The sequence below is a fragment of the Streptomyces sp. NPDC031225 genome (genome assembly GCF_055570355.1).
Genome location: NZ_JBVIHJ010000001.1, coordinates 454,068 through 473,780 on the forward strand (window position 1 = coordinate 454,068; position 19,713 = coordinate 473,780).

Consider the following 19,713-nt stretch of genomic DNA (forward strand, 5'->3'; position numbering starts at 1 on the left):
CTGTTTTTTTTACAAGTTCTCCGTTTGGCTGTTTCTTCTCTTCAAAAAGGCCCTGTCGGCCCCGGAGCGCATGGCGCGCGCTCCGGGGCCGACAGACTCAACCCTGTTAACTAGGGGCGAGGCACAACGTCACTTGTTGATGCAGGTGTTGCCGAAGGCGGGGTTCAGCAGACCGATCACGGAGACCGTGTTGCCGCAGACGTTCACCGGGACGTGAACAGGCACCTGCACGACGTTGCCGGACAGCACGCCCGGGGAACCGATGGCGGCACCCTGGGCACCGGCGTCGGCGACGGCAAGGCCCGCACCCGCGAGAACCAGGCCACCAGTGGCAGCCGCAGCGGCGACGACCTTCTTGATCATTATTCCTCCTTGTTGGCAATGCGATCCCAAGCAGCGGATCGCATCACCTGTAACGAGGAGGGAGTAATGGAGCTACGAGCTTATGAGCGCATTCACTCTTCTCAGTCAGTTCCGTACAGGTTGCCGATTACGGAGGTCATGACGCGTCGATGAAACGGTCGAGAACGCGCACGCCGAACTTCAGTCCGTCCACCGGCACCCGCTCGTCGACACCGTGGAACATGCCGGCGAAGTCCAGCTCCGGGGGCAGCTTGAGCGGTGCGAAGCCGAAGCCGCGGATGCCGAGCTCGTCGAAGGACTTGGCGTCGGTGCCGCCGGAGAGCATGTACGGGATGGCCTTGGCTGCCGGGTCCTCGGCGACCAGCGCGGTCTGCATGGCGTCCACGAGCGCGCCGTCGAAGGTGGTCTCGACGGCCTTGTCGGAGTGCACGTCCTCGCGGCGGACCTTGGGTCCGAGGATCTTGTCGAGGTCGGCGAGGAACTCCTCCTCGAAGCCGGGCAGGAAGCGTCCGTCGACGTGCGCGGTGGCCTCGCCCGGGATGACGTTGACCTTGTAGCCGGCGCCGAGCTGGGTGGGGTTGGCCGTGTTGCTGAGGGTCGCGCCGATGAGCTTGGCGATGCCGCCGAGCCGGGCGAGCGTGCCCTCCATGTCCTCCGGGTCCAGCTCGGTGCCGAGCGCGTCACCGAGCTCGTCGAGGAAGGCCCGGGTGGTCTTGGTGACCCGCACGGGGAACTTGTGCCGGCCGAGCCGCGCGACGGCCTCCGACAGTTCGGTGATGGCGTTGTCCCGGTGGATCATCGATCCGTGCCCGGCGGTGCCGGCCACCGTCAGCTTCATCCAGTGCATGCCCTTCTCGGCCGTCTGGATCAGGTAGAGCCTGCGCTGCTCGTTGACCGTGAAGGAGAAGCCGCCCACCTCGCTGATCGCCTCGGTGACGCCCTCGAAGAGGTCGGGGTGGTTGTCGACGAGGTGCCGGGCGCCGAAGGTGCCGCCCGCCTCCTCGTCGGCGAGGAACGCGAGGACGATGTCCCGGGGCGGCCGGCGTCCGCTGCGCAGCCGGTCACGGACGACCGCCAGGGTCATCGCGTCCATGTCCTTCATGTCGACGGCGCCCCGGCCCCACACGCACCCGTCGGCGACCTCCCCGGAGAACGGGTGGTGCGTCCAGTCCTGCGCGTTGGCCGGTACGACGTCGAGGTGGCCGTGGATCAGCAGCGCGGGCCGGGACGGGTCCTCACCCGCGATCCGGGCGACCGTGGAGGCGCGGCCGGGGTGCGACTCGTAGATCTGCGGGTCGAGACCCACCTCGGCGAGCTTCCCCGCGACCCACTCGGCCGCCTTGCGCTCGCCCGGGCCGGAGTGGTCGCCGTAGTTGCTGGTGTCGAACCGGATCAGCTCGCGGCACAGGTCCACGACCTCGTCCTCGCCGGCGACGCTCCTGCCAGTGTCGGTCTCGCTCACGGTGTTTCCTCCCGCTGTCACTGCTGGTGGTTCCCCTCATCCTCTCCCCGCCACCCGGTCCGCCCCAAGACCGGGCCCGGCCCGTCACACGCCGTTCACGCGAGCCCCGGGGCGGGAACAGGGGGTGATCGGACGCCCTCGAAAGCCTGGTAATGTTTCCTTCGTCGCTGCGGGTGAAACCCCGTGCGGCAGACACCTTGTCCGGGTGGCGGAATGGCAGACGCGCTAGCTTGAGGTGCTAGTGCCCTTTATCGGGCGTGGGGGTTCAAGTCCCCCCTCGGACACCAGCCGAATCCCCCGGCCGCTCAGCGGCCGGGGGATTCGTCGTGTCACGGCGGGCTCGGCCCGGAAGTGTTCATGGAGGCGTCGGTTCCCCTTCGCTCGCCGTATGTGGGACATCTCTCGCTGGGTGTGAAGATCACCAGGTCAGAGAAGTGCGGCGGGTGCGCTCACGGCGCCGGACGGCCTTCCCGAGTGGCCGTTTCGGGGGCATGAGCCTAGCGTCGTACTAAAATTTCCGGCTTGTTACGAGCTGGAGCCGGACAACCCCAGGCAGACCTGCGGCCCGCCAGCGCCCCGGAGGCCTCCGGGATCGAGACGCGAGGACCGATGGCAGCCACACACGAGAGCAACGCTCTCGGCCTGCTCAAGGACGAGTTCAGCGCAGAGATCCGCGAACAGTTCGGCGACACCGCCCGTTTCTCCGGGGCCCCCGCCGCCTCCCCCCGCACCCTCGTCGACGTCTTCGACGCGTCCGTCCGGTCGTACCCCGACGAGCTCGCCCTCGACGACGGGACGGCCCGGCTCAGCTACCGCGCCCTGGCCGCGGAGGTGGAGCGGCTGCGGCTGCGACTGGCCGAGGCCGGAGTGGGGCTCGGCGACCGGGTGGGCGTCCGGGTGCCGTCCGGCACCAACGACCTCTACGTCGCGATCCTCGCCGTGCTGGCCGCGGGCGCCGCGTACGTCCCCGTGGACGCCGAGGACCCCGACGAGCGGGCCGAGCTGGTGTTCGGGGAGGCGGAGGTCCGGGCCGTGGTCGGCGCCGGGCACGCACTGACCCTCAACGGGCGCGCCGAGGTCCCCGCCGCCCGGCCCGGCACCGAGCACGACGCGTGGATCATCTTCACCTCGGGCTCCACCGGCAAGCCGAAGGGCGTGGCCGTCTCGCACCGCAGCGCCGCCGCGTTCGTGGACGCCGAGGCCGCGCTGTTCCTCACCGACGACCCCATCGGTCCCGGTGACAGGGTCATGGCGGGGCTGTCGGTCGCCTTCGACGCGTCCTGCGAGGAGATGTGGCTGGCGTGGCGGTACGGGGCCTGTCTGGTGCCGGTGCCGCGGTCGCAGGTCAGGAGCGGCGCCGACCTCGGGCCCTGGTTGGTCGAGCAGGAGATCACCGTCGTGTCGACGGTGCCGACGCTCGCCTCGCTGTGGGAGCCCGAGACCCTCAACGACGTACGGCTGCTGATCTTCGGCGGTGAGGCGTGCCCGCCCGAGCTGGTGCAGCGGCTGGTGACGGAGGGGCGCGAGGTGTGGAACACCTACGGGCCCACCGAGGCGACCGTCGTGGCCTGTGCCTCGCTGATGAACGGCGAGGAGCCGATCCGGATCGGGCTGCCGCTGGACGGCTGGGAGCTGGCCGTCGTCGACGAGGCCGGGGACCCCGTGCCGATGGGCGCGAGCGGGCAGCTGGTGATCGGCGGGGTCGGTCTTGCCCGGTACCTGGACGCCGAGAAGGACGCGGAGAAGTACGCGCCGCTCAAGTCGCTGGGCTGGGAGCGGGCGTACCGCAGCGGTGACCTGGTGACGGCGGAGCCCGAGGGGCTGGTCTTCCTGGGGCGGGCCGACGAGCAGATCAAGCTCGGTGGCCGGCGGATCGAGCTCGGTGAGGTCGACGCCGCGCTGCAGGCGCTGCCTGGGGTCGCGGGAGCGGCCGCCGCCGTGCGCACCGCCCGCAGCGGCAACCAGCTCCTCGTCGGTTACGTCGTCACGCAGGAGGGCTGGGACCACGCGGCCGCCGTCGAGAAGCTGCGCGCCGAACTGCCCGCCGCGCTCGTGCCGTTGCTCGCCCCCGTCGAGGACCTGCCGACCAGGACCTCCGGCAAGGTGGACCGGGGCGCGCTGCCCTGGCCCCTGGAAGGGCTCGGAACCAGCGGCCCCGCCGAGGAGCTGTACGGCACCGAGGCCTGGCTCGCCGAGCAGTGGGCGGAAGTCCTCGGCATCCCGGTGACCAGTGCCCGTGACGACTTCTTCGCGGTCGGCGGCGGCAGCCTGGCCGCCGCCCAGCTGACCACCCGGCTGCGCACCCGCTACCCGAGCGCGGCCGTCCTCGACATCTACCAGCAGCCCACCCTGCGGAAGCTGGCCCGGCACCTGGAGGAGTCCGCCCAGGACGACGGGTCGACGCGGGTGATCACACCCGTGCCCCGCAGCGCCCAGGTGATCCAGCTCCTCGTGCTGCTCCCGCTGTTCACCCTGATGGGACTGCGCTGGCTGGTGCCGCTTGCCGCGCTCGGGAACGTCCTGCCGTACTCGTGGCTGCCCGGCACCTCCTGGTGGCTTGTCGGGGCCGGGGCGCTGCTGCTCTTCAGTCCGCCCGGACGGCTCGCGATCGCCGCGGGCGGGGCGCGGCTGCTGCTGCGCGGTGTCCAGCCGGGGCGTCACCCCCGTGGCGGCAGCGTCCATCTGCGGCTCTGGACGGCCGAGCGGCTGGCCGAGTTCACCGGGGCTACCTCGCTGACCGGCTCCTGGCTGGAGCGGTACGCGCGGGCGCTGGGCGCCAAGATCGGTCCGGACGTGGACCTGCACTCGCTGCCGCCGGTGACGGGCATGCTCAGGCTGGGCCGGGGTGCCGCCGTGGAGTCCGAGGTGGACCTGTCCGGCTGGTGGCTGGACGGCGACCGGCTGGAGATCGGCGCGGTCAGGGTCGGCGCGCACGCCGTCGTCGGCACGCGCAGCATGCTGTTCCCGGGCGCCCGGGTCGGCAAGCGGGCCGAGGTGGCGCCGGGTTCGGCGGTCACCGGCCAGATCCCGACCGGGCAGCGCTGGGCGGGCGCGCCCGCGGTCAAGCTCGGCAAGGCCAAGCGCAACTGGCCGAAGGAACGGCCGGTGCGGGGCACGTACTGGCGGGTGATGTACGGCGTCACCGGTCTCGCTCTGACGCTGCTGCCGGTGCTGGCGGGCGGCGCGGCCTTCCTGGTGGCCCGTCCGTTCCTGGCCGGGAGCTCTCCCCTGACGGGCGCCTTCCTCGCCCTCGTCCCGGCGACGCTGGCCTTCGGTCTCGCGTACGCGCTGCTGCTCCTGGCCGGCGTCCGGCTGCTGAGCGTGGGGCTGCGCGAGGGGACGTATCCGACGCACAGCCGCATCGGGTGGCAGGCGTGGACCGTGACGCAGCTGATGGACCTCTCGCGCGAGACGCTGTTCCCGCTGTACGCCGGGCTGGCCACGCCGGTGTGGCTGCGGCTGCTCGGGATGCGGATCGGGCGGGGCGCCGAGGTGTCGACCGTGCTCGCGCTGCCGAGCCTGACGACGGTCGGCGAGGGCGCGTTCCTGGCCGACGACACGCTGACCGCGCCGTTCGAGCTGGGTGGCGGCTGGGTGCGGATAGGGCGTGCGGAGATCGGGCGGCGGGCGTTCCTCGGGAACTCGGGGATGACCGCGCCGGGGCGGAGCGTGCCGGAGGGCGGGCTCGTCGGGGTGCTGTCGGCGACGCCGAAGAAGGCGAAGAAGGGCACGTCGTATCTGGGGCTGCCGCCGGTGAAGCTGCCCCGCAACTCGGCCGACAGCGACCAGAGCCGGACGTACGAGCCGTCGGCGGGGCTGCTGTGGGCGCGCGGCCTCGTGGAGCTGTGCCGGATCGTGCCGGTGTTCTGCTCGGCGGGTGTCGCCGTGCTGACGGTGGCCGCGCTGTGTGTGCTGGGGCCGTGGGCCTGGCTGCTGGCCGGGGTGGTGCTGCTGGCGGCCGGTGCCCTGGCCGGTCTGGTGTCGATGGCCGCGAAGTGGCTGCTCGTGGGGCGGCACCGCAGCGGGGAGCACCCGCTGTGGAGCGGCTTCGTGTGGCGCAACGAGCTCGCGGACACCTTCGTCGAGGTGCTCGCGGTGCCGTGGCTGGCGGGTTCCGTGCCGGGCACGCCGGTGATGACGGCGTGGCTCAGGGGGCTCGGCGCGCGGATCGGCAAGGGCGTCTGGGTGGAGAGCTACTGGCTGCCGGAGACCGATCTGGTGACCCTGGAGGACGCGGCGACCGTGAACCGCGGCTGTGTGCTCCAGACCCACCTCTTCCACGACCGGATCTTGCGGACGGATACTGTGGTCCTCCGTGAGGGTGCCACGCTGGGCCCTGGCGGGATCGTGCTGCCCGGCAGCACGATCGGGGCCCGCACCACACTGGGTCCCGCGTCGCTCGTCATGGCCGCGGAGTCCGTCCCGGACGACACCCGTTGGCTGGGCAACCCGATCGAGGCATGGCGTCCCTGAAAGCGGGCCACCCGGATCCGGTGAGCGGTGTGACGGCGCATCCGAGTGGCAACGCAGCGCAGGGAGCAGAAGCGGCAGTGGCAGTTCAGCAACCGGCGGGTTCGGACCCGTACTTCCCGGACCACGGTGACGCCCGGTACCGGGTGCACCGGTACGAGCTCGCGCTGGACTACCGACCGGGCCCCAACCGGCTGGCCGGGAGCGGCAGGATCAACGCCATAGCGGGGCGTTCGCCGCTGGCCGAGTTCATGCTCAACCTGTCCGACTTCAAGATCGGCCGGGTGCGGGTGGACGGCCGGCAGGCGCACTACACGCACCGCGGCGGGAAGCTGCGGATCCGGCCCGCGAAGCCGGTGCGGCCCGGAGCCGCGTTCACGGTCGAGGTGCACTGGTCGGGCAACCCCAAGCCGGTGAACAGCCCTTGGGGCGGGCTCGGCTGGGAGGAGCTGGAGGACGGGGCGCTGGTGGCGAGCCAGCCGATCGGGGCGCCGTCCTGGTACCCGTGCAACGACCGGCCCGCCGACAAGGCGTCGTACCAGATCTCGATCACCACGCCGTCCGCGTACGCGGTCGTGGCGGGCGGCAGGCTGCTGACCCGTACGACCAAGGCGTCCACGACGACCTGGGTGTACGAGCAGGCCGCGCCCACGTCCAGCTATCTCGTCGGGCTGTCGATCGGCAAGTACCAGACGGTGCTGCTCGGCGATCCGGGCCCTGGCGGGGTGCCTCAGCACGGGCACATCCCGGCGCATCTGCTGCCGGAGTTCTCCCGGGACTTCGCGCGGCAGCCGCAGATGATGGAGCTGTTCCAGGAGCTGTTCGGGCCGTATCCGTTCGACGAGTACGCGGTCGTCGTCACGGAGGAGGAGCTCGATGTGCCCGTGGAGGCCCAGGGGTTGTCGCTGTTCGGCTCCAACCACGTGGACGGGGCGCGGGGTTGGGAGCGGCTGGTGGCGCACGAGCTGGCGCACCAGTGGTTCGGCAACAGCGTGTCCATCGCGGACTGGCGGCACATCTGGCTGAACGAGGGGTTCGCCAAGTACGCCGAGTGGCTGTGGTCGGAGCGCTCGGGGGGCCGTACGGCCCAGCAACTGGCCGTCGTCGCGCACCGTTTGGTGTCCTCGCTCCCCCAGGACCTGCGGCTGGCCGACCCGGGCCGCAAGTCGATGTTCGACGACCGGCTCTACGAGCGCGGCGGGCTCGCGGTGCACGCGGTGCGCTGTGCGATGGGCGACGAGGCGTTCTTCCGGATGCTGCGCGGCTGGGCGGGACTGCACCGGGGCGGGGCCGTGACCACCTCGACGTTCACGGCCCATGTCAGCCGGTACGCGGACGAGCCGCTGACCGGGCTGTTCGACGCGTGGGTGTACGGCGCCGCGCTGCCGCCGCTGCCCACGATGTTCCCGGCGCGTCCCGCGCATCCGCCCACCAACGCCGAGTCGGCGTAGGCGGTCGGGAGCAGGGCTCCCGCGCCAGCACAATGGTGGTCATGTCCCGACGTACCCCGAAGCCCCGGCCCCGCGCCACGTCCTGCCCCTGCGGTCTTGCCGAGGCCTACGACAGCTGCTGCGGCCGCTTCCTCCGGGATGCGGCCGCGGCGCCGACCGCCGAGTCGCTGATGCGTTCGCGGTACTGCGCTTTCGTGAAGCGGGACGAGGCGTATCTGCTCCGTACCTGGCATCCGCGGACCCGGCCGCCGGGAGTCGACTTCGACCCCGGTATGCGCTGGACCGGCCTGGAGATCATCGGAACGAGTGACGGATCGGCCTTCCACTCCGTGGGGACGGTGACCTTCCGGGCCTCGTTCCAGGGCGGTTCGCTGCACGAGCGCAGCCGGTTCGAACGGGTCGACGGGGCGTGGGTCTACGTCGACGGGGAGTTCCTCGACTGAGCTACGGCGCCAGGATGTCCAGCTCGTGGAGGGCGCCCGCCGCGATCTCGCGGGTCAGCTCCTCCGCGTGGCCGGCGTCGCCCGCGCGGATCGCCTCGGCGAGCCGGACATGGAGGGTGACGGCGGCCGGGTCGGGGTCCTCGAACATGATCTCGTGTTGGGTGCGGCCGGTGAGGACCTCGGCCACGAGGTCGCCGAGGTGCGCGAACATCTCGTTGCCGGAGGCGTTGAGGACCACGCGGTGGAAGGCGATGTCGTGGAAGAGGTAGCCCTCGAGGCGGTGGCCCTTGGAGTTGGCGACCATGCCGAGGGTGCACCTGGTGAGCTCGGCGCACTGCTCGGCCGTAGCGTTCTTCGCCGCCAGGCCCGCCGCCACCGGCTCGATCGCCGAGCGGAGCACGGTCAGGGAGCGCAGTTGCGCCGGGCGGTCGGCGCCGGCCAGCCGCCAGCGGATGACCTGGGGGTCGTAGACGTTCCACTCGGCCTTGGGGCGCACGGTCACGCCCACGCGGCGGCGGGACTCGACCAGGTGCATGGACTCCAGGACCCGGACCGCCTCGCGCATCACCGAACGTGAGACCTCGAAACGCTGGGCCAGTTCGTCGGTGCGCAGAACGCTGCCCGGCGGGTACTCGCCCGCGGTGATCGCGGGGCCGAGGGTCTCCAGTACCCGCCCGTGCAGCCCCCGGCCCGATGTGGTCATGCACTCAGCGTACGGGGCACGTCACACCGCCAAAAAGTCAGACTTATTTGCCACTGACTCTTGAATTCGTCGTACCTAATCGGTTTCAGTTGCGTCGGCACACCTTGTCGAAGACGAAACCAGACAGTGAGGCAGCGATGAGTACCCCACCTGTCGTCGTGGTCATGGGAGTCGCGGGCACCGGGAAGACCACCATCGGTCCCCTGCTCGCGGCCCGGCTCGGCGTTCCCTACGCCGAGGGCGACGACTTCCACCCGCCGGCCAACATCGCCAGGATGTCGGCCGGCACCCCGCTCACCGACGAGGACCGGTGGCCGTGGCTGGACGCCATCGGCTCCTGGGCGCACGGACGGGCGGGGCTCGGCGGGGTGGTCAGCTGCTCGGCGCTGAAGCGGTCGTACCGCGACCGGCTGCGGGCCGAGGCACCCGGGGTCGTCTTCGTGCACCTGGCGGGCGACCGCGCCCTCATCGAGGACCGGATGTCGCACCGGCAGGGGCACTTCATGCCCACCGCGCTGCTGGACTCGCAGTTCGCCACGCTTCAGCCCCTCCAGGAGGACGAGGCCGGGGTCGTGGTGGGTGTGTCCGGCAGTCCGGAGGAGATCACCGGGCGGGCCGCCGAGGCGCTCGCCGAACTCCCGTAACACCCCTTTCCGAAGAAACCCCCGTACCTGCAAGGGAACCCCCGTGACCAGACTCAGCGTCGAGATGCTGGCAGCGGACGCACCCGAGCCGATCACCTCGGCCGGTCACGCGCAGCTGGGCATCGCCGTACTGGCGGGCATCGCCGTCATCGTTCTGCTCATCACCAAGTTCAAGCTCCACGCGTTCCTGGCGCTGACCCTGGGCACGCTCGTGCTCGGCGCGGTCGCAGGAGCGCCGCTCGACAAGGCCATCACCAGCTTCACCACCGGCCTCGGGACCACGGTCGCCGGTGTCGGCGTGCTGATCGCCCTCGGCGCGATCCTCGGCAAGATGCTCGCCGACTCCGGCGGCGCGGACCAGATCGTCGACACGATCCTCGCGAAGGCGGGCGGCCGTTCCATGCCGTGGGCGATGGTCCTGATCGCCTCCGTCATCGGACTCCCCCTCTTCTTCGAGGTCGGCGTCGTGCTGCTGATCCCGGTCGTGCTGATGGTCGCCAAGCGCGGCAACTACTCCCTGATGCGCATCGGCATCCCGGCCCTCGCCGGTCTGTCCGTGATGCACGGCCTGGTCCCGCCGCACCCCGGCCCCCTGGTCGCGATCGACGCGGTGCAGGCCAACCTCGGAGTGACGCTCGCGCTCGGCGTGCTCGTCGCCATCCCGACGGTGATCGTCGCCGGGCCGCTGTTCTCGAAGGTCGCGGCCCGCTGGGTGGACGTCCCGGCTCCCGACCGGATGGTCCCGCAGCGCGCCTCCGAGGAACTGGAGAAGCGTCCGGGCTTCGGCGCCACCCTCGCCACGATCCTGCTCCCGGTCGTCCTGATGCTCTCCAAGGCGCTGGTCGACATCGTGATCGACGACCCCGACAACACCGTGCAGCGCGTCTTCGACGTCGTCGGGTCCCCGCTGATCGCCCTGCTGGCCTCGGTTCTCGTGGGCATCTTCACGCTGCTCCGCCCCGCCGGGTTCGGCAAGGACCGTCTCACCCCGCTCGTCGAGAAGGGTCTCGCGCCCATCGCCGGCATCCTGCTCATCGTCGGCGCGGGCGGCGGCTTCAAGCAGACCCTGATCGACTCCGGTGTGGGCCGGATGGTCCTGGACATCTCCGAGGACTGGTCCATCCCGGCCCTGCTGCTGGCCTGGCTGATCGCGGTGGTGATCCGGCTGGCGACGGGCTCGGCGACGGTGGCCACGGTCTCCGCGGCCGGTCTGGTCGCCCCGCTGGCCGCGAACATGTCGACGGCCCACACGGCCCTGCTCGTCCTGGCCATCGGCGCCGGCTCGCTCTTCTTCAGCCATGTCAACGACGCCGGGTTCTGGCTGGTCAAGGAGTACTTCGGCCTGGACGTCGGTCAGACCATCAAGACCTGGTCGGTCATGGAGACGATCATCTCGGTGGTCGCGGGCGGCCTGGTCCTGCTGCTCTCGCTGATCATCTAGCCGCTACGGCAACGACGGCACCCCCTGCCGGCGCCGGTCACGGCCGCCACAGGGGGTGTTCGCGTTCCGCCCAGTCCCTGTCCACCGACCCGGTCCGCAGCCCCCTGCGTGCCTCCGGGTCGCCGAGTGCCATGCCGATGTGGCCCGCGAGGACGATGCCGACGGTGAGGGCGAGCCAGTCGTGGACGAAGGTCGCGCTGGTGCGCCACTGGATCGGGGTGAGGTGGGTGAACCACATCAGCAGGCCGGTGCCGAGCATGACGAGACTCGCCCCGGAGATCCAGGCCGCGTAGACCTTCTGGCCCGCGTTGAACTTGCCCGCGGGCCGCGCCGCCCGGCGTTTGTCGCGGCGCAGGGCGGCGCGCAGCCAGACGCGGTCGTGCGGGCCGAAGCGGTTCAGGAAGCCCAGATCGGCGCGGAAGGCGCGGGAGACCAGGCCCACGAGGACCGGTACCGGCAGGGCCAGACCCGCCCACTCGTGGACGCGGACCACGAGCTCGCGGCGGCCGACGAGTTCGGCGAACTGCGGGATGTACAGGAAGGCCGCCGTCACCACACACACGCCCATCAGTGCGGCGGTCGTGCGGTGGACCCACTTCTGGCTGCGGCCGAAGCGGCGGACCCGGGTCCCGGGCGGCGCGTCAACTCGTAGGTTCATCGTCCCGCCCGTTCGACTTGCCGACCCAGGCGTCGACGTCGTAGCCCCGGTCCTCCCAGTAGCCCGGCTCCACGTCCTCGGTGACGGTGATGCCGGACAGCCACTTGGCCGACTTGTAGAAGTACATGGGGGCCACGTAGAGGCGGACCGGGCCGCCGTGGGAGTGGCCGATGTCCTTGTCCTGCATGCGCAGGGCCACCAGGATGTCCGAGCGGCGGGCCTGGTCCAGGGTGAGGCTCTCGGTGTACGCCCCGTCGAAGCAGCTGAAGCGGACGGCGCCCGCCTTCGCCGTCACCCCGGCGGCGTCCAGCAGCCGGGACAGCCGTACGCCTTCGAACGGCGTGTCCGGGACCCGCCAGCCCGTCACGCACTGGACGTCCTTGACGAGCCGGGTCTGGGGCATCGCCCGCAGGTCGGCGAGGGTGTACGTGCGCGGGCGGGAGACCAGGCCGTCGATCTTGAGCTGGTAGTTCCCGGCGTCCTTGTGCGGTACGGACGATGTCACCGAGTAGTAGCGGAAGCCGCCCCCGTTGGGGAGCAGGCCCGTCAGGCCGGTGGGGTCCTTGTCGGCCGCGCTGCCGAGGAACGCCTCCAGGCCGCGTTGCAGGGTGGGGGCGGCTACCACGCCGAGCGCGCCCAGGCCGAGGGTGCCGAGGAGGACACGGCGGCCGACCGGCTTGCCGCGCTGCTCCTCGGATTGTCCGGTGTTCACGTATCCATTCGAACACCCGCGACCCCCGGGGGACCAGGAATCGCGGGTGCCCGTCAGACTTCCGTAACCACTTCTCATCCGGTTCTCAGCGGACGTCCGGATCCCGGGGAGCTACAACGCCTCTTCCGCGGCCTTGTCCAGCTGGAACGCCTCGTTGCCGAGCCCGATCCGCGCGTGCGCCTCGGGCTTGCGGGCCTTCAGCAGCAGGCCCTGCGCGAGGCCCACCACCAGGGCGATCCCGATGATGCCGGGCAGCAGCCAGCTCAGGGAGGAGTCCGGACCGGCGCCGACCAGGACGTCGAAGTCCTTGACCGTGTAGACGGCGATGACCAGCAGGGCGACCCCGGCGAGGACGGAGGTGGCCAGTCGCCAGGCCTGGGCGCCCGCGGCACCCCGGCGGACGAAGAAGGCGACCACGGAGGCGGAGGCGGCCGCCATCAGCAGGATCACCCCGAGGGAGCCGATGTTGCCGAACCAGGTGAACAGCTGCAGGACCGGCACGGTCGGGTCGCCGGTGGGCTTGTCGTCGGCGATCGCGAACACGACCACGACCACCACGGACACGGCGGTCTGGAGCAGCGACCCGGTGCCGGGCGCGCCGCTCGCGCTGTTGGTGCGGCCGAAGGCGGCGGGCAGCAGTCCCTCGCGGCCCATGGCGAAGGCGTAGCGGGCGACGACGTTGTGGAAGCTGAGCATGGCGGCGAACATGCCGGTCACGAACAGGACGTGCAGGACGTCGGTGAATGTGCCGCCGAGGCGGGACTCGGTGAGGCCGAAGAGGAGTCCGGCGCTCTGCTTCTGCGACTCGGCGACGATCGCCGAGGGACCGGTGGCGACGGTGAGGGCCCAGCTGCTGAGCGCGAAGAACACGGCGACGCCGCTGACCGCGAGGAACATCACACGCGGCACCAGGATGTGCGGGCGGCTGGTCTCCTCGGCGTACACGGGGGCCTGCTCGAAGCCGAGGAAGGCCGCGATGCAGAAGCACAGGGCGGTGCCGACGCCGGTGCCGCTGAGGGTGTCCGGGTTGAAGGCGTGCAGCGACAGGCCCTGGGCCGCCGGGTCGGCGACGGCGGCGATGTCGAAGATGACGACCAGGGCGACCTCGATGATCAGCAGGACGCCGAGCACGCGCGCGTTGACGTCGATCTTCAGCCAGCCCAGCGCCCCCACGACCAGGGCGGCCACCAGAGCGGGTATCCACCAGGCCACCGACAGGTGGGCGTAGGTGCTGAACAGGCCGGAGACCTCGAAACCGAAGATGCCGTAGATGCCGACCTGGAGGGCGTTGTAGGCGACCAGCGCGACGAGGGCCGCGCCGGCTCCGGCCGTGGCGCCGAGGCCGCGGGAGATGTAGGCGTAGAAGGCGCCGGCGTTGTGGACGTGCCGGCTCATCTCGGCGTAGCCGACGCTGAACAGGACGAGGACCACGCCGAGCACGACGTAGAGCAGGGGTTGGCCGACGATCCCCATCACCGCGAATGTTGTGGGCATGACACCCGCAACGACCATGAGGGGAGCGGTCGCGGCGAGGACGGAGAGCAGCAGGCCCCCGGTGCCCAGGCGGCCGGCGCGCAGGGCGCGTTCCTGCCCCTTGAACGTACTGATGCCGTCGGCGGGCGGTCTGCTCGTACGGGAACTCTCGGTGGTCATAAGGACCGTCCTTCTGGGGGTTAGGGGGTTCACACCGTGCCGAGCGCATGGTCGCGGGCGGTACGGAAGGCGGAGTAGGGCTCCCGGTCCGGATAGGACCAGGGGGCCGGGGTGGGGCGTTCGCCGATGCGGTGGAAGAGGGCGGCCGCCTCGGCGCCGCGCCCCTCGCAGACCTTCGCGTGGGCGAGGAAGTTGAGGTCGACCAGGCGGCGGGGGTGGCCCTCGTGCTCCCATTCCAGCCACCAGTCGAAGGCGGACTTCATCACCTGCCTGGCCCGGCGTCCGGTCCAGTGCCCGGAGGCGACGGGGTCGCCCGGCTCGTGCCCGGCGGCGGCCAGGGCCCGGTAGCGCTCGGTGTGCGCGATGACCGGCAGGATGGCGAGCGGGGAGTCGGCGGGGGCCTGCTCGGCGGCCCAGTTCGCGAAGTCGTAGACCTCGTGCAGCGGATCGGGGCCGGCCGCGGCCCGGCGCTCGGCGAGCCGGGCGACCATCAGATGGTGGGCGTGGTGGTGGTCGGCGTGCCGCTGCCGGATCTCGCCGAAGACATCGGCCACCTCGTCCGCCGCCCCGAGGTCGCGCTCCAGCAGGAGCAGCCCGAGCCAGGGGGTGGGGTCGGCGGGCGCGAGCCGGGCCGCGGTCCGGCAGGCCTCACGGGCCGGAGCGGGCTTGCCCTTGCCCCGCCGGACACGCTGGACCAGGGAGAGGGCGAGCAGCACGGCGGCGTCTGCGGAGTCCGGCTCGGCGACCAGCCAGTCCCGGGCCCAGGCGTCGCTGTAGGACTCCGCGGCGAGGACCGTGACCCGGTGGCCGCGCCGGTCCCACTCGTCTCCCGTCCGGGCGAGCAGTGTCCGGACCGCCTGCCATCTGCCTTGCGCCAACGCGGCGCGCGCGTCGATGAGTTCGGCGTCGTCGAGGGCCGCGTCGAAGGCCTGGGCGGCGCGTTTTCGACTGCGGCCGAAGGGGGGCGGGGGCGGGGACACCGTGTGGGCTTTCGTGGTGGGTGGTGCGCAGGGGGATGCCCGGCACGGTGCGGGCAAGCCGACAACCGATGCGGGCAGGTCGGCGGGCTGATTCGCACCGCCATCAACTGATCACGGACAGCCAACCCCCCACCCATGGTTTGCGTCAAGGGTCGACTGCACGTTACACGCGTCAACTCTCCACACCTGAGGGGAAGTTGTGACAGTCCGATGCTGGTGGGAACGGGTCAAGCCCCCACATCTGTGGCGTACGCCATGGCGCCTGCCTCCCGCACCCCGCACCATGACGAGAACCCCCCGCCCACCCTGAGGGCGCGGCGACCGCGTCGACGGCCGGAATGCGGGTACTCCCAGGAGCAAGCCGGGTACTGGGACGCTACAGTCGGCGACCACACCCGCCGCCCGGCAGGACGATCGAGGTACCCAGCGTGTCGGTTCTGGTTCTGACTCTCGCCGTGAGTGCTGCCTGTTGCCTTGGCTTCGGCTTCGTGCTCCAGCAGAACGCGGCCCGTCAGGCCCCGCTGAGCGACTTCCTCTCCCCCCGGCTGCTCCTCGACCTCGTGAAGGTGCCGCGCTGGCTGGGCGGCATCGGGCTGATGGTGGCCGGCATGGTGCTGGGCGCGATCGCGCTGAGCCGGGGCGAGGTCTCCCTGGTCGAACCCCTGCTGGCCACCAACCTCCTCTTCGCCCTCGCACTCTCCCGCAAGCAGACCAAGCAGCCGCTGGGCCGTCAGGGCTGGGCGGGCCTCGCGCTGCTCGCGGGCGGGGTGAGCGCGTTCATCGTGGCGGGCGAACCGCGCGGCGGCACGGCGGTCACCGATCCCCTCCGGCACTGGCTGATCATCGGCGCGATGATCGGCCTCGCCCTGCTGCTCACCACCTACGCCAAGCGCTCCCGCCTCAGCTCCGGCCCGGTCCTGCTGGCCCTGGCGGCCGGTCTGCTGTACGGCGTCCAGGACGCCCTCACCCGGGTCAGCGGCCAGCGCTTCTCCGGGGGCGGCCTCGCCGAACTGGTGACCGGCTGGCAGCCGTACGCCGTGCTGGCCCTCGGCGTCACCGGGCTCGTCCTGGTGCAGAGCGCGTTCGAGACCGCGCCGCTGCGGATGTCGCTGCCCGCGCTGACCGCCGCCCAGCCGCTCGCCGGGATCGTCTGCGGGGTGGGCTTCCTGGGCGACCGGCTGCGCACCGACACCGGCGCCCTGACCTGGGAGGCGCTGGGGCTCGCGGCCGTCGTCGCGGGCATCGTGCTGCTGGGGATGCACCCCGCGATGCCCTGTGGAGCCGCCCGGTCGGAACCTGCGCGGAACCTCCAGCCGAGCTGACGCGCGCCCCTGCTTGGATGGGGGCCATGAGCGCTGCTGACGAGATCCTCGACATCGTCGACGAGAACGACGTCGTCGTCGCCCGGTCCCCGCGCGGGAAGGCCTACGCCGAGGGGCTGCGCCACCGCTGCGTCTTCATCGAGGCCAGGGACGCCGAGGGCCGCCTCTTCGTCCACCGCCGCACGCCCACCAAGCTGGTCTTCCCGTCCCTCTACGACATGTTCGTCGGCGGAGTGGTCGGTGCGGGCGAGTCCTACGACGAGGCGGCCCTGCGCGAGGCCGAGGAGGAACTGGGCGTGAGCGGCCTTCCGCGCCCGGAGTACCTCTTCAAGTTCCTCTACGACGACGGGGCCGGCCGGACCTGGTGGTCGGCCGTCTACCAGGTCCGCTGCGAGCTCCCCGTGAGCCCCCAGGTGGAGGAGGTCGCCTGGCACGACTTCCTGACGGAGGACGAGGTGGAGGCGCGGCTGACGGAGTGGGAGTGGGTGCCGGACGGGCTGGCGGCGTATGAGCGGCTGAAGGGGTACCGGGCGACGGGGTGACCGGGCTCGGCCGGGATCGGTCAGGTTGCCCGGCCGTTGAGCGACACCACCGACGACACCTCCGCCGGCCGCCCCCGATAGGCTCGTGCGCGTGATCGATTTCGCACGGAACGTCCGCGTCTGGTTCGCCCCCGACGAGATCCGGCAGGAGGGGCGTACCCCCGACTACCGGTTCTCGCTGGCCAATGAACGTACCTTTCTGGCCTGGCTGCGGACCGCGCTCGCCCTGATCGGCGGCGGTTTCGCCGTGGACCAGTTCCTGCCCGATCTGCGCTGGGGCTGGCGGATCGGGCTTGCGCTCGTGCTGCTCGCGGCGGGGGTGCTGTGCTCGCTGCGGGCGGTCAATCACTGGGTGCGCTGCGAACGGGCCATGCGGCGGGGCGAGGACCTGCCGGCGTCACGGTTCCCGGCGCTGCTGAGCCTGGTGGTCGCGGTCGTCGCCGTGGCCATGGTGATCGTCGTGCTCGTCGGGTGGGAGGGGTGAGCGGGAGCGTTTCCCCGGAGCGCGACCCGGGTCTGCAGCCCGAACGCACCCGGCTCGCCTGGCGCCGTACGACCCTGTCGGGCACCGCGTGTGCCGTACTCGGCGTGAAGAGCGCCCTGCACGGCGGCTCGTCCCCCGCGAACCTCGTCGCCTGCGCCCTGTGCTGCGTGCTCTGGCTGGGCCTGCTCTACCTCGCCCACCACCGCATCCGCACCCTGGCCTCGACCGACAGACCGTCCCGCCTCACCCCGGGACACGCCACGGCAGCGGCCCTGTGCACGGTGGCGCTGGCAGCGTGCGGGGCGGCGCTGGTGCTCTGAGCGAGCGCCCGGCCCGGAGGGTGGGGCGGCGCTGGTGCTCTGAGCGAGCGCCCGGCCCGGAGGGTGGGGCGGCGCTGGTGCTCTGAGCGAGCGCCCGGCCCGGAGGGTGGCGGCACTGATGCTCTGAGCGAGCGCCCGGCCCGGAGGGTGGCGGCACTAATGCTCTGAGCGAGCGCCCGGCCCGGTGGGGGGGCGGTGCTGGTGGGCGCCGGTCCCGCCGGGTGGCGTCCTGGTCGTCTGGGGCACCGGCCCCGGCCGGTCAGCGGACAAGTACCGGCACCAACCCCGGCCGGCACGCGAAGCGACGGGCACCGTCCGGAGACCCTCGCGGCAAGCGGGCCGCCCTGCGCCTCGCTCCCACACAGGTCCGCAGCCCCGTCGCCACCCCTCCCACGAGCCGCGATCAGCGCACGCCCCACCCCCGCGGAGTGCGCTCCCGCTCGCCGCCGTGGCATCGCCGGGTGGGGGACCCCGGGGGCCGCGCCACGTGTGCCGAATCTGCCGATATGCACCTTGTCCGTGGCAGCCTGGCCGTCGACATCGCCCGTCGCTTCGAAGCCGAAGGTGAGCCGCATGACCACCCTCCACCACGAACACGCCTCCCACGCGCACGCCCACGGTCAGGACTGCGGTCACACCCAGGTGCCGCACGAGGACCACGTCGACTACGCGCACGACGGGCATCTGCACCGCGAGCACGAGAACCACTGGGACGAGTGCGAGCCCGGTGAGCACGTCGAGCACGACGCCCACGAGCACCGGCACGGCCAGGACTGCGGACACGAGAGCGTCCTGCACGGCGACCACGTCGACTACCTGCACGACGGCCACCGGCACGCCGCCCACGAGGGCCACTGGGACGACCACTGACCTGACCGAGAAGCGCCGCCGACAGCTCCCCGCCGCAACCGGCGGGGAGCTGTCGGCCTATCGTGTGCCGGATCACGTTCACCGTCCCCCCTGGACGGCATACCGACCAGTCGGCATGATGTTCGTACCCGTTCACGCGCGCGTAAGGAGCACCGATGAGCCCCGATCATCCGCCAGGCCTCGATCTCGACCGGCTGCGCGGCCTGCTCGACCGCGAGCGGCCCGGCCTGGTGCACGGTCCCCTGACCGGCCGGCTGATCGAGGGCGGACGGTCGAACCTCACGTACGCGGTGTCGGACGGCACGTCGAAGTGGGTCGTACGCCGGCCCCCGCTGGGCCACGTCCTGGCCACCGCGCACGACATGAAGCGCGAGCACCGGGTCATCAGCGCCCTGCACCCCACGGACGTGCCGGTGCCGAACCCGGTCCTGCTGTGCGAGGACGACGAGGTGATCGGGTCGCCCTTCTACGTCATGGAGTTCGTCGACGGTACCCCCTACCGCACCGCCGACCAGCTCGCCCCGCTCGGCCCGCAGCGCACCCGCGACGCCGTGCTGTCCCTCGTCGACACCCTCGTCGAGCTGCACGCGGTGGATCCCGCCGAGGTGGGTCTCGCGGACTTCGGCCGCCCCGAGGGCTTCCTGGACCGTCAGCTGCGCCGCTGGGGCAAGCAGCTGGACGCCTCCCGCAACCGCGACCTGGCCGGCATCGACGAGCTGCACGCGGCGCTCGGCCGCCATCTGCCCGAGTCCCCGGCGGCCACGGTCGTGCACGGCGACTACCGGCTCGACAACGTCCTGCTGGGCGACGACGACCGGATCAGGGCGATCCTCGACTGGGAGATGTCGACCCTCGGCGACCCGCTCACCGACCTCGGCCTGCTGGTGATGTACAGCGTGCCGCTGGGCACGGCCGCCTCCCCGGTCTCCACGACCGCCGAGGCCGCGGGGCACCCGGATCCGGCCGAACTGATCGCGCGGTACGCCGAGCGCTCCGGGCGGGACGTGACGGCGGTGTCCTGGTACACGGCGTTCGCGTGGTTCAAGCTCGCCGTGATCCTTGAGGGCATCCACTACCGCTACACCCTGGGCCAGACCGTCGGCGGCGGCTTCGACCGCATCGGCGACCTGGTCCCGGTCTTCATCCAGCACGGTCTGACCACGCTTCACGACGGCATCCAGGAAGGCTGATCCGC

18 protein-coding genes and 1 tRNA gene are annotated in these 19,713 nt (G+C 71.6%); 12 read left to right on the forward strand and 7 right to left on the reverse strand.

All coding sequences use genetic code 11. The features are described from left to right. Window positions 1-129 precede the first annotated feature (129 nt). Window positions 130-363 (reverse strand): chaplin ChpH, encoded by a 234-nt coding sequence (chpH, locus tag ACZ48Z_RS02095; protein ID WP_389098503.1) that lies wholly within the window; start codon window positions 361-363, stop codon window positions 130-132. A 136-nt stretch (window positions 364-499) separates the two neighbouring features. Continuing rightward, complete coding sequence (locus ACZ48Z_RS02100; protein ID WP_468733851.1) at window positions 500-1,825, reverse strand: M20/M25/M40 family metallo-hydrolase; 1,326 nt, start codon at window positions 1,823-1,825, stop codon at window positions 500-502. A 199-nt stretch (window positions 1,826-2,024) separates the two neighbouring features. Here ACZ48Z_RS02100 and ACZ48Z_RS02105 point away from each other — a divergent pair. From ACZ48Z_RS02105 to ACZ48Z_RS02120, 4 genes are all read left to right on the forward strand, one after another. Next, window positions 2,025-2,112, forward strand: a tRNA-Leu gene (locus ACZ48Z_RS02105). 322 nt (window positions 2,113-2,434) lie between these two features. Then, the gene (locus tag ACZ48Z_RS02110) at window positions 2,435-6,298 is read left to right on the forward strand and encodes a Pls/PosA family non-ribosomal peptide synthetase (protein WP_468733852.1); all 3,864 of its coding nucleotides are present in this window, start codon (window positions 2,435-2,437) and stop codon (window positions 6,296-6,298) included. Between the two features lie 77 nt (window positions 6,299-6,375). After that, on the forward strand, window positions 6,376-7,746 hold the full coding sequence (locus ACZ48Z_RS02115; RefSeq protein WP_468733853.1) for a M1 family metallopeptidase: 1,371 nt from the start codon (window positions 6,376-6,378) through the stop codon (window positions 7,744-7,746). Window positions 7,747-7,787: 41 nt separating this feature from the next. Further along, window positions 7,788-8,189 carry a YchJ family protein gene (locus tag ACZ48Z_RS02120; RefSeq protein WP_468733854.1) on the forward strand — a complete coding sequence of 134 codons (402 nt, stop codon included), beginning with the start codon at window positions 7,788-7,790 and terminating at the stop codon, window positions 8,187-8,189. Window position 8,190: 1 nt separating this feature from the next. Here the strand turns inward: ACZ48Z_RS02120 and ACZ48Z_RS02125 are convergent, their stop codons facing one another. After that, complete coding sequence (locus ACZ48Z_RS02125; protein WP_468733855.1) at window positions 8,191-8,892, reverse strand: FadR/GntR family transcriptional regulator; 702 nt, start codon at window positions 8,890-8,892, stop codon at window positions 8,191-8,193. Between the two features lie 137 nt (window positions 8,893-9,029). On the opposite strand from ACZ48Z_RS02125, the gene ACZ48Z_RS02130 reads away from it, so the two are divergent. Beyond that, entirely contained in the window at window positions 9,030-9,536 is a 507-nt protein-coding gene (locus ACZ48Z_RS02130) for a gluconokinase (protein WP_468733856.1), read from the forward strand. Between the two features lie 43 nt (window positions 9,537-9,579). Beyond that, the gene (locus tag ACZ48Z_RS02135) at window positions 9,580-10,977 is read left to right on the forward strand and encodes a GntP family permease (protein ID WP_468733857.1); all 1,398 of its coding nucleotides are present in this window, start codon (window positions 9,580-9,582) and stop codon (window positions 10,975-10,977) included. A 37-nt stretch (window positions 10,978-11,014) separates the two neighbouring features. On the opposite strand, the gene ACZ48Z_RS02140 is transcribed toward ACZ48Z_RS02135, so the two are convergent. From ACZ48Z_RS02140 to ACZ48Z_RS02155, 4 genes are all read right to left on the reverse strand, one after another. Further along, on the reverse strand, window positions 11,015-11,635 hold the full coding sequence (locus ACZ48Z_RS02140; protein WP_468733858.1) for a cytochrome b/b6 domain-containing protein: 621 nt from the start codon (window positions 11,633-11,635) through the stop codon (window positions 11,015-11,017). Further along, window positions 11,619-12,347 carry a molybdopterin-dependent oxidoreductase gene (locus ACZ48Z_RS02145; protein ID WP_468733859.1) on the reverse strand — a complete coding sequence of 243 codons (729 nt, stop codon included), beginning with the start codon at window positions 12,345-12,347 and terminating at the stop codon, window positions 11,619-11,621. Before ACZ48Z_RS02145 ends, ACZ48Z_RS02140 begins: the two co-directional genes overlap by 17 nt. 111 nt (window positions 12,348-12,458) lie before the next feature. Continuing rightward, window positions 12,459-14,000 carry an APC family permease gene (locus ACZ48Z_RS02150; RefSeq protein ID WP_468733860.1) on the reverse strand — a complete coding sequence of 514 codons (1,542 nt, stop codon included), beginning with the start codon at window positions 13,998-14,000 and terminating at the stop codon, window positions 12,459-12,461. A 29-nt stretch (window positions 14,001-14,029) separates the two neighbouring features. Further along, on the reverse strand, window positions 14,030-14,980 hold the full coding sequence (locus ACZ48Z_RS02155; protein WP_468733861.1) for a hypothetical protein: 951 nt from the start codon (window positions 14,978-14,980) through the stop codon (window positions 14,030-14,032). 428 nt (window positions 14,981-15,408) lie between these two features. On the opposite strand from ACZ48Z_RS02155, the gene ACZ48Z_RS02160 reads away from it, so the two are divergent. The 6 genes from ACZ48Z_RS02160 to ACZ48Z_RS02185 all read left to right on the forward strand — a co-directional run bounded on the left by ACZ48Z_RS02160 (window position 15,409) and on the right by ACZ48Z_RS02185 (window position 19,708). Beyond that, a complete protein-coding gene (locus ACZ48Z_RS02160; protein ID WP_468733862.1) occupies window positions 15,409-16,302 on the forward strand; it encodes a DMT family transporter in 894 nt (297 codons plus the stop codon). A 26-nt stretch (window positions 16,303-16,328) separates the two neighbouring features. Further along, window positions 16,329-16,844 carry an NUDIX domain-containing protein gene (locus ACZ48Z_RS02165; protein ID WP_468733863.1) on the forward strand — a complete coding sequence of 172 codons (516 nt, stop codon included), beginning with the start codon at window positions 16,329-16,331 and terminating at the stop codon, window positions 16,842-16,844. A gap of 91 nt (window positions 16,845-16,935) precedes the next feature. Next, window positions 16,936-17,328, forward strand: a complete 393-nt coding sequence (locus tag ACZ48Z_RS02170) for a YidH family protein (protein WP_468733864.1) — start codon at window positions 16,936-16,938, stop codon at window positions 17,326-17,328. After that, window positions 17,316-17,648: a DUF202 domain-containing protein gene (locus tag ACZ48Z_RS02175; protein ID WP_468733865.1), complete on the forward strand. Its 333-nt coding sequence runs from the start codon at window positions 17,316-17,318 to the stop codon at window positions 17,646-17,648. Before ACZ48Z_RS02170 ends, ACZ48Z_RS02175 begins: the two co-directional genes overlap by 13 nt. Window positions 17,649-18,221: 573 nt before the next feature. Further along, a complete protein-coding gene (locus ACZ48Z_RS02180; protein ID WP_468733866.1) occupies window positions 18,222-18,518 on the forward strand; it encodes a hypothetical protein in 297 nt (98 codons plus the stop codon). 155 nt (window positions 18,519-18,673) lie between these two features. Further along, a complete protein-coding gene (locus ACZ48Z_RS02185) occupies window positions 18,674-19,708 on the forward strand; it encodes a phosphotransferase family protein (protein ID WP_468733867.1) in 1,035 nt (344 codons plus the stop codon). Window positions 19,709-19,713: the final 5 nt, after the last annotated feature.

Bases quoted from the DNA above. Each gene is read 5' to 3' on its own strand.
- chpH (WP_389098503.1), bottom strand. From the start codon at position 363: ATGATCAAGAAGGTCGTCGCCGCTGCGGCTGCCACTGGTGGCCTGGTT.
- ACZ48Z_RS02110 (WP_468733852.1), top strand. From the start codon at position 2,435: ATGGCAGCCACACACGAGAGCAACGCTCTCGGCCTGCTCAAGGACGAG.
- ACZ48Z_RS02120 (WP_468733854.1), top strand. From the start codon at position 7,788: ATGTCCCGACGTACCCCGAAGCCCCGGCCCCGCGCCACGTCCTGCCCC.
- ACZ48Z_RS02125 (WP_468733855.1), bottom strand. From the start codon at position 8,892: ATGACCACATCGGGCCGGGGGCTGCACGGGCGGGTACTGGAGACCCTC.
- ACZ48Z_RS02130 (WP_468733856.1), top strand. From the start codon at position 9,030: ATGAGTACCCCACCTGTCGTCGTGGTCATGGGAGTCGCGGGCACCGGG.
- ACZ48Z_RS02140 (WP_468733858.1), bottom strand. From the start codon at position 11,635: ATGAACCTACGAGTTGACGCGCCGCCCGGGACCCGGGTCCGCCGCTTC.
- ACZ48Z_RS02150 (WP_468733860.1), bottom strand. From the start codon at position 14,000: ATGACCACCGAGAGTTCCCGTACGAGCAGACCGCCCGCCGACGGCATC.
- ACZ48Z_RS02165 (WP_468733863.1), top strand. From the start codon at position 16,329: ATGAGCGCTGCTGACGAGATCCTCGACATCGTCGACGAGAACGACGTC.
- ACZ48Z_RS02180 (WP_468733866.1), top strand. From the start codon at position 18,222: ATGACCACCCTCCACCACGAACACGCCTCCCACGCGCACGCCCACGGT.
- ACZ48Z_RS02185 (WP_468733867.1), top strand. From the start codon at position 18,674: ATGAGCCCCGATCATCCGCCAGGCCTCGATCTCGACCGGCTGCGCGGC.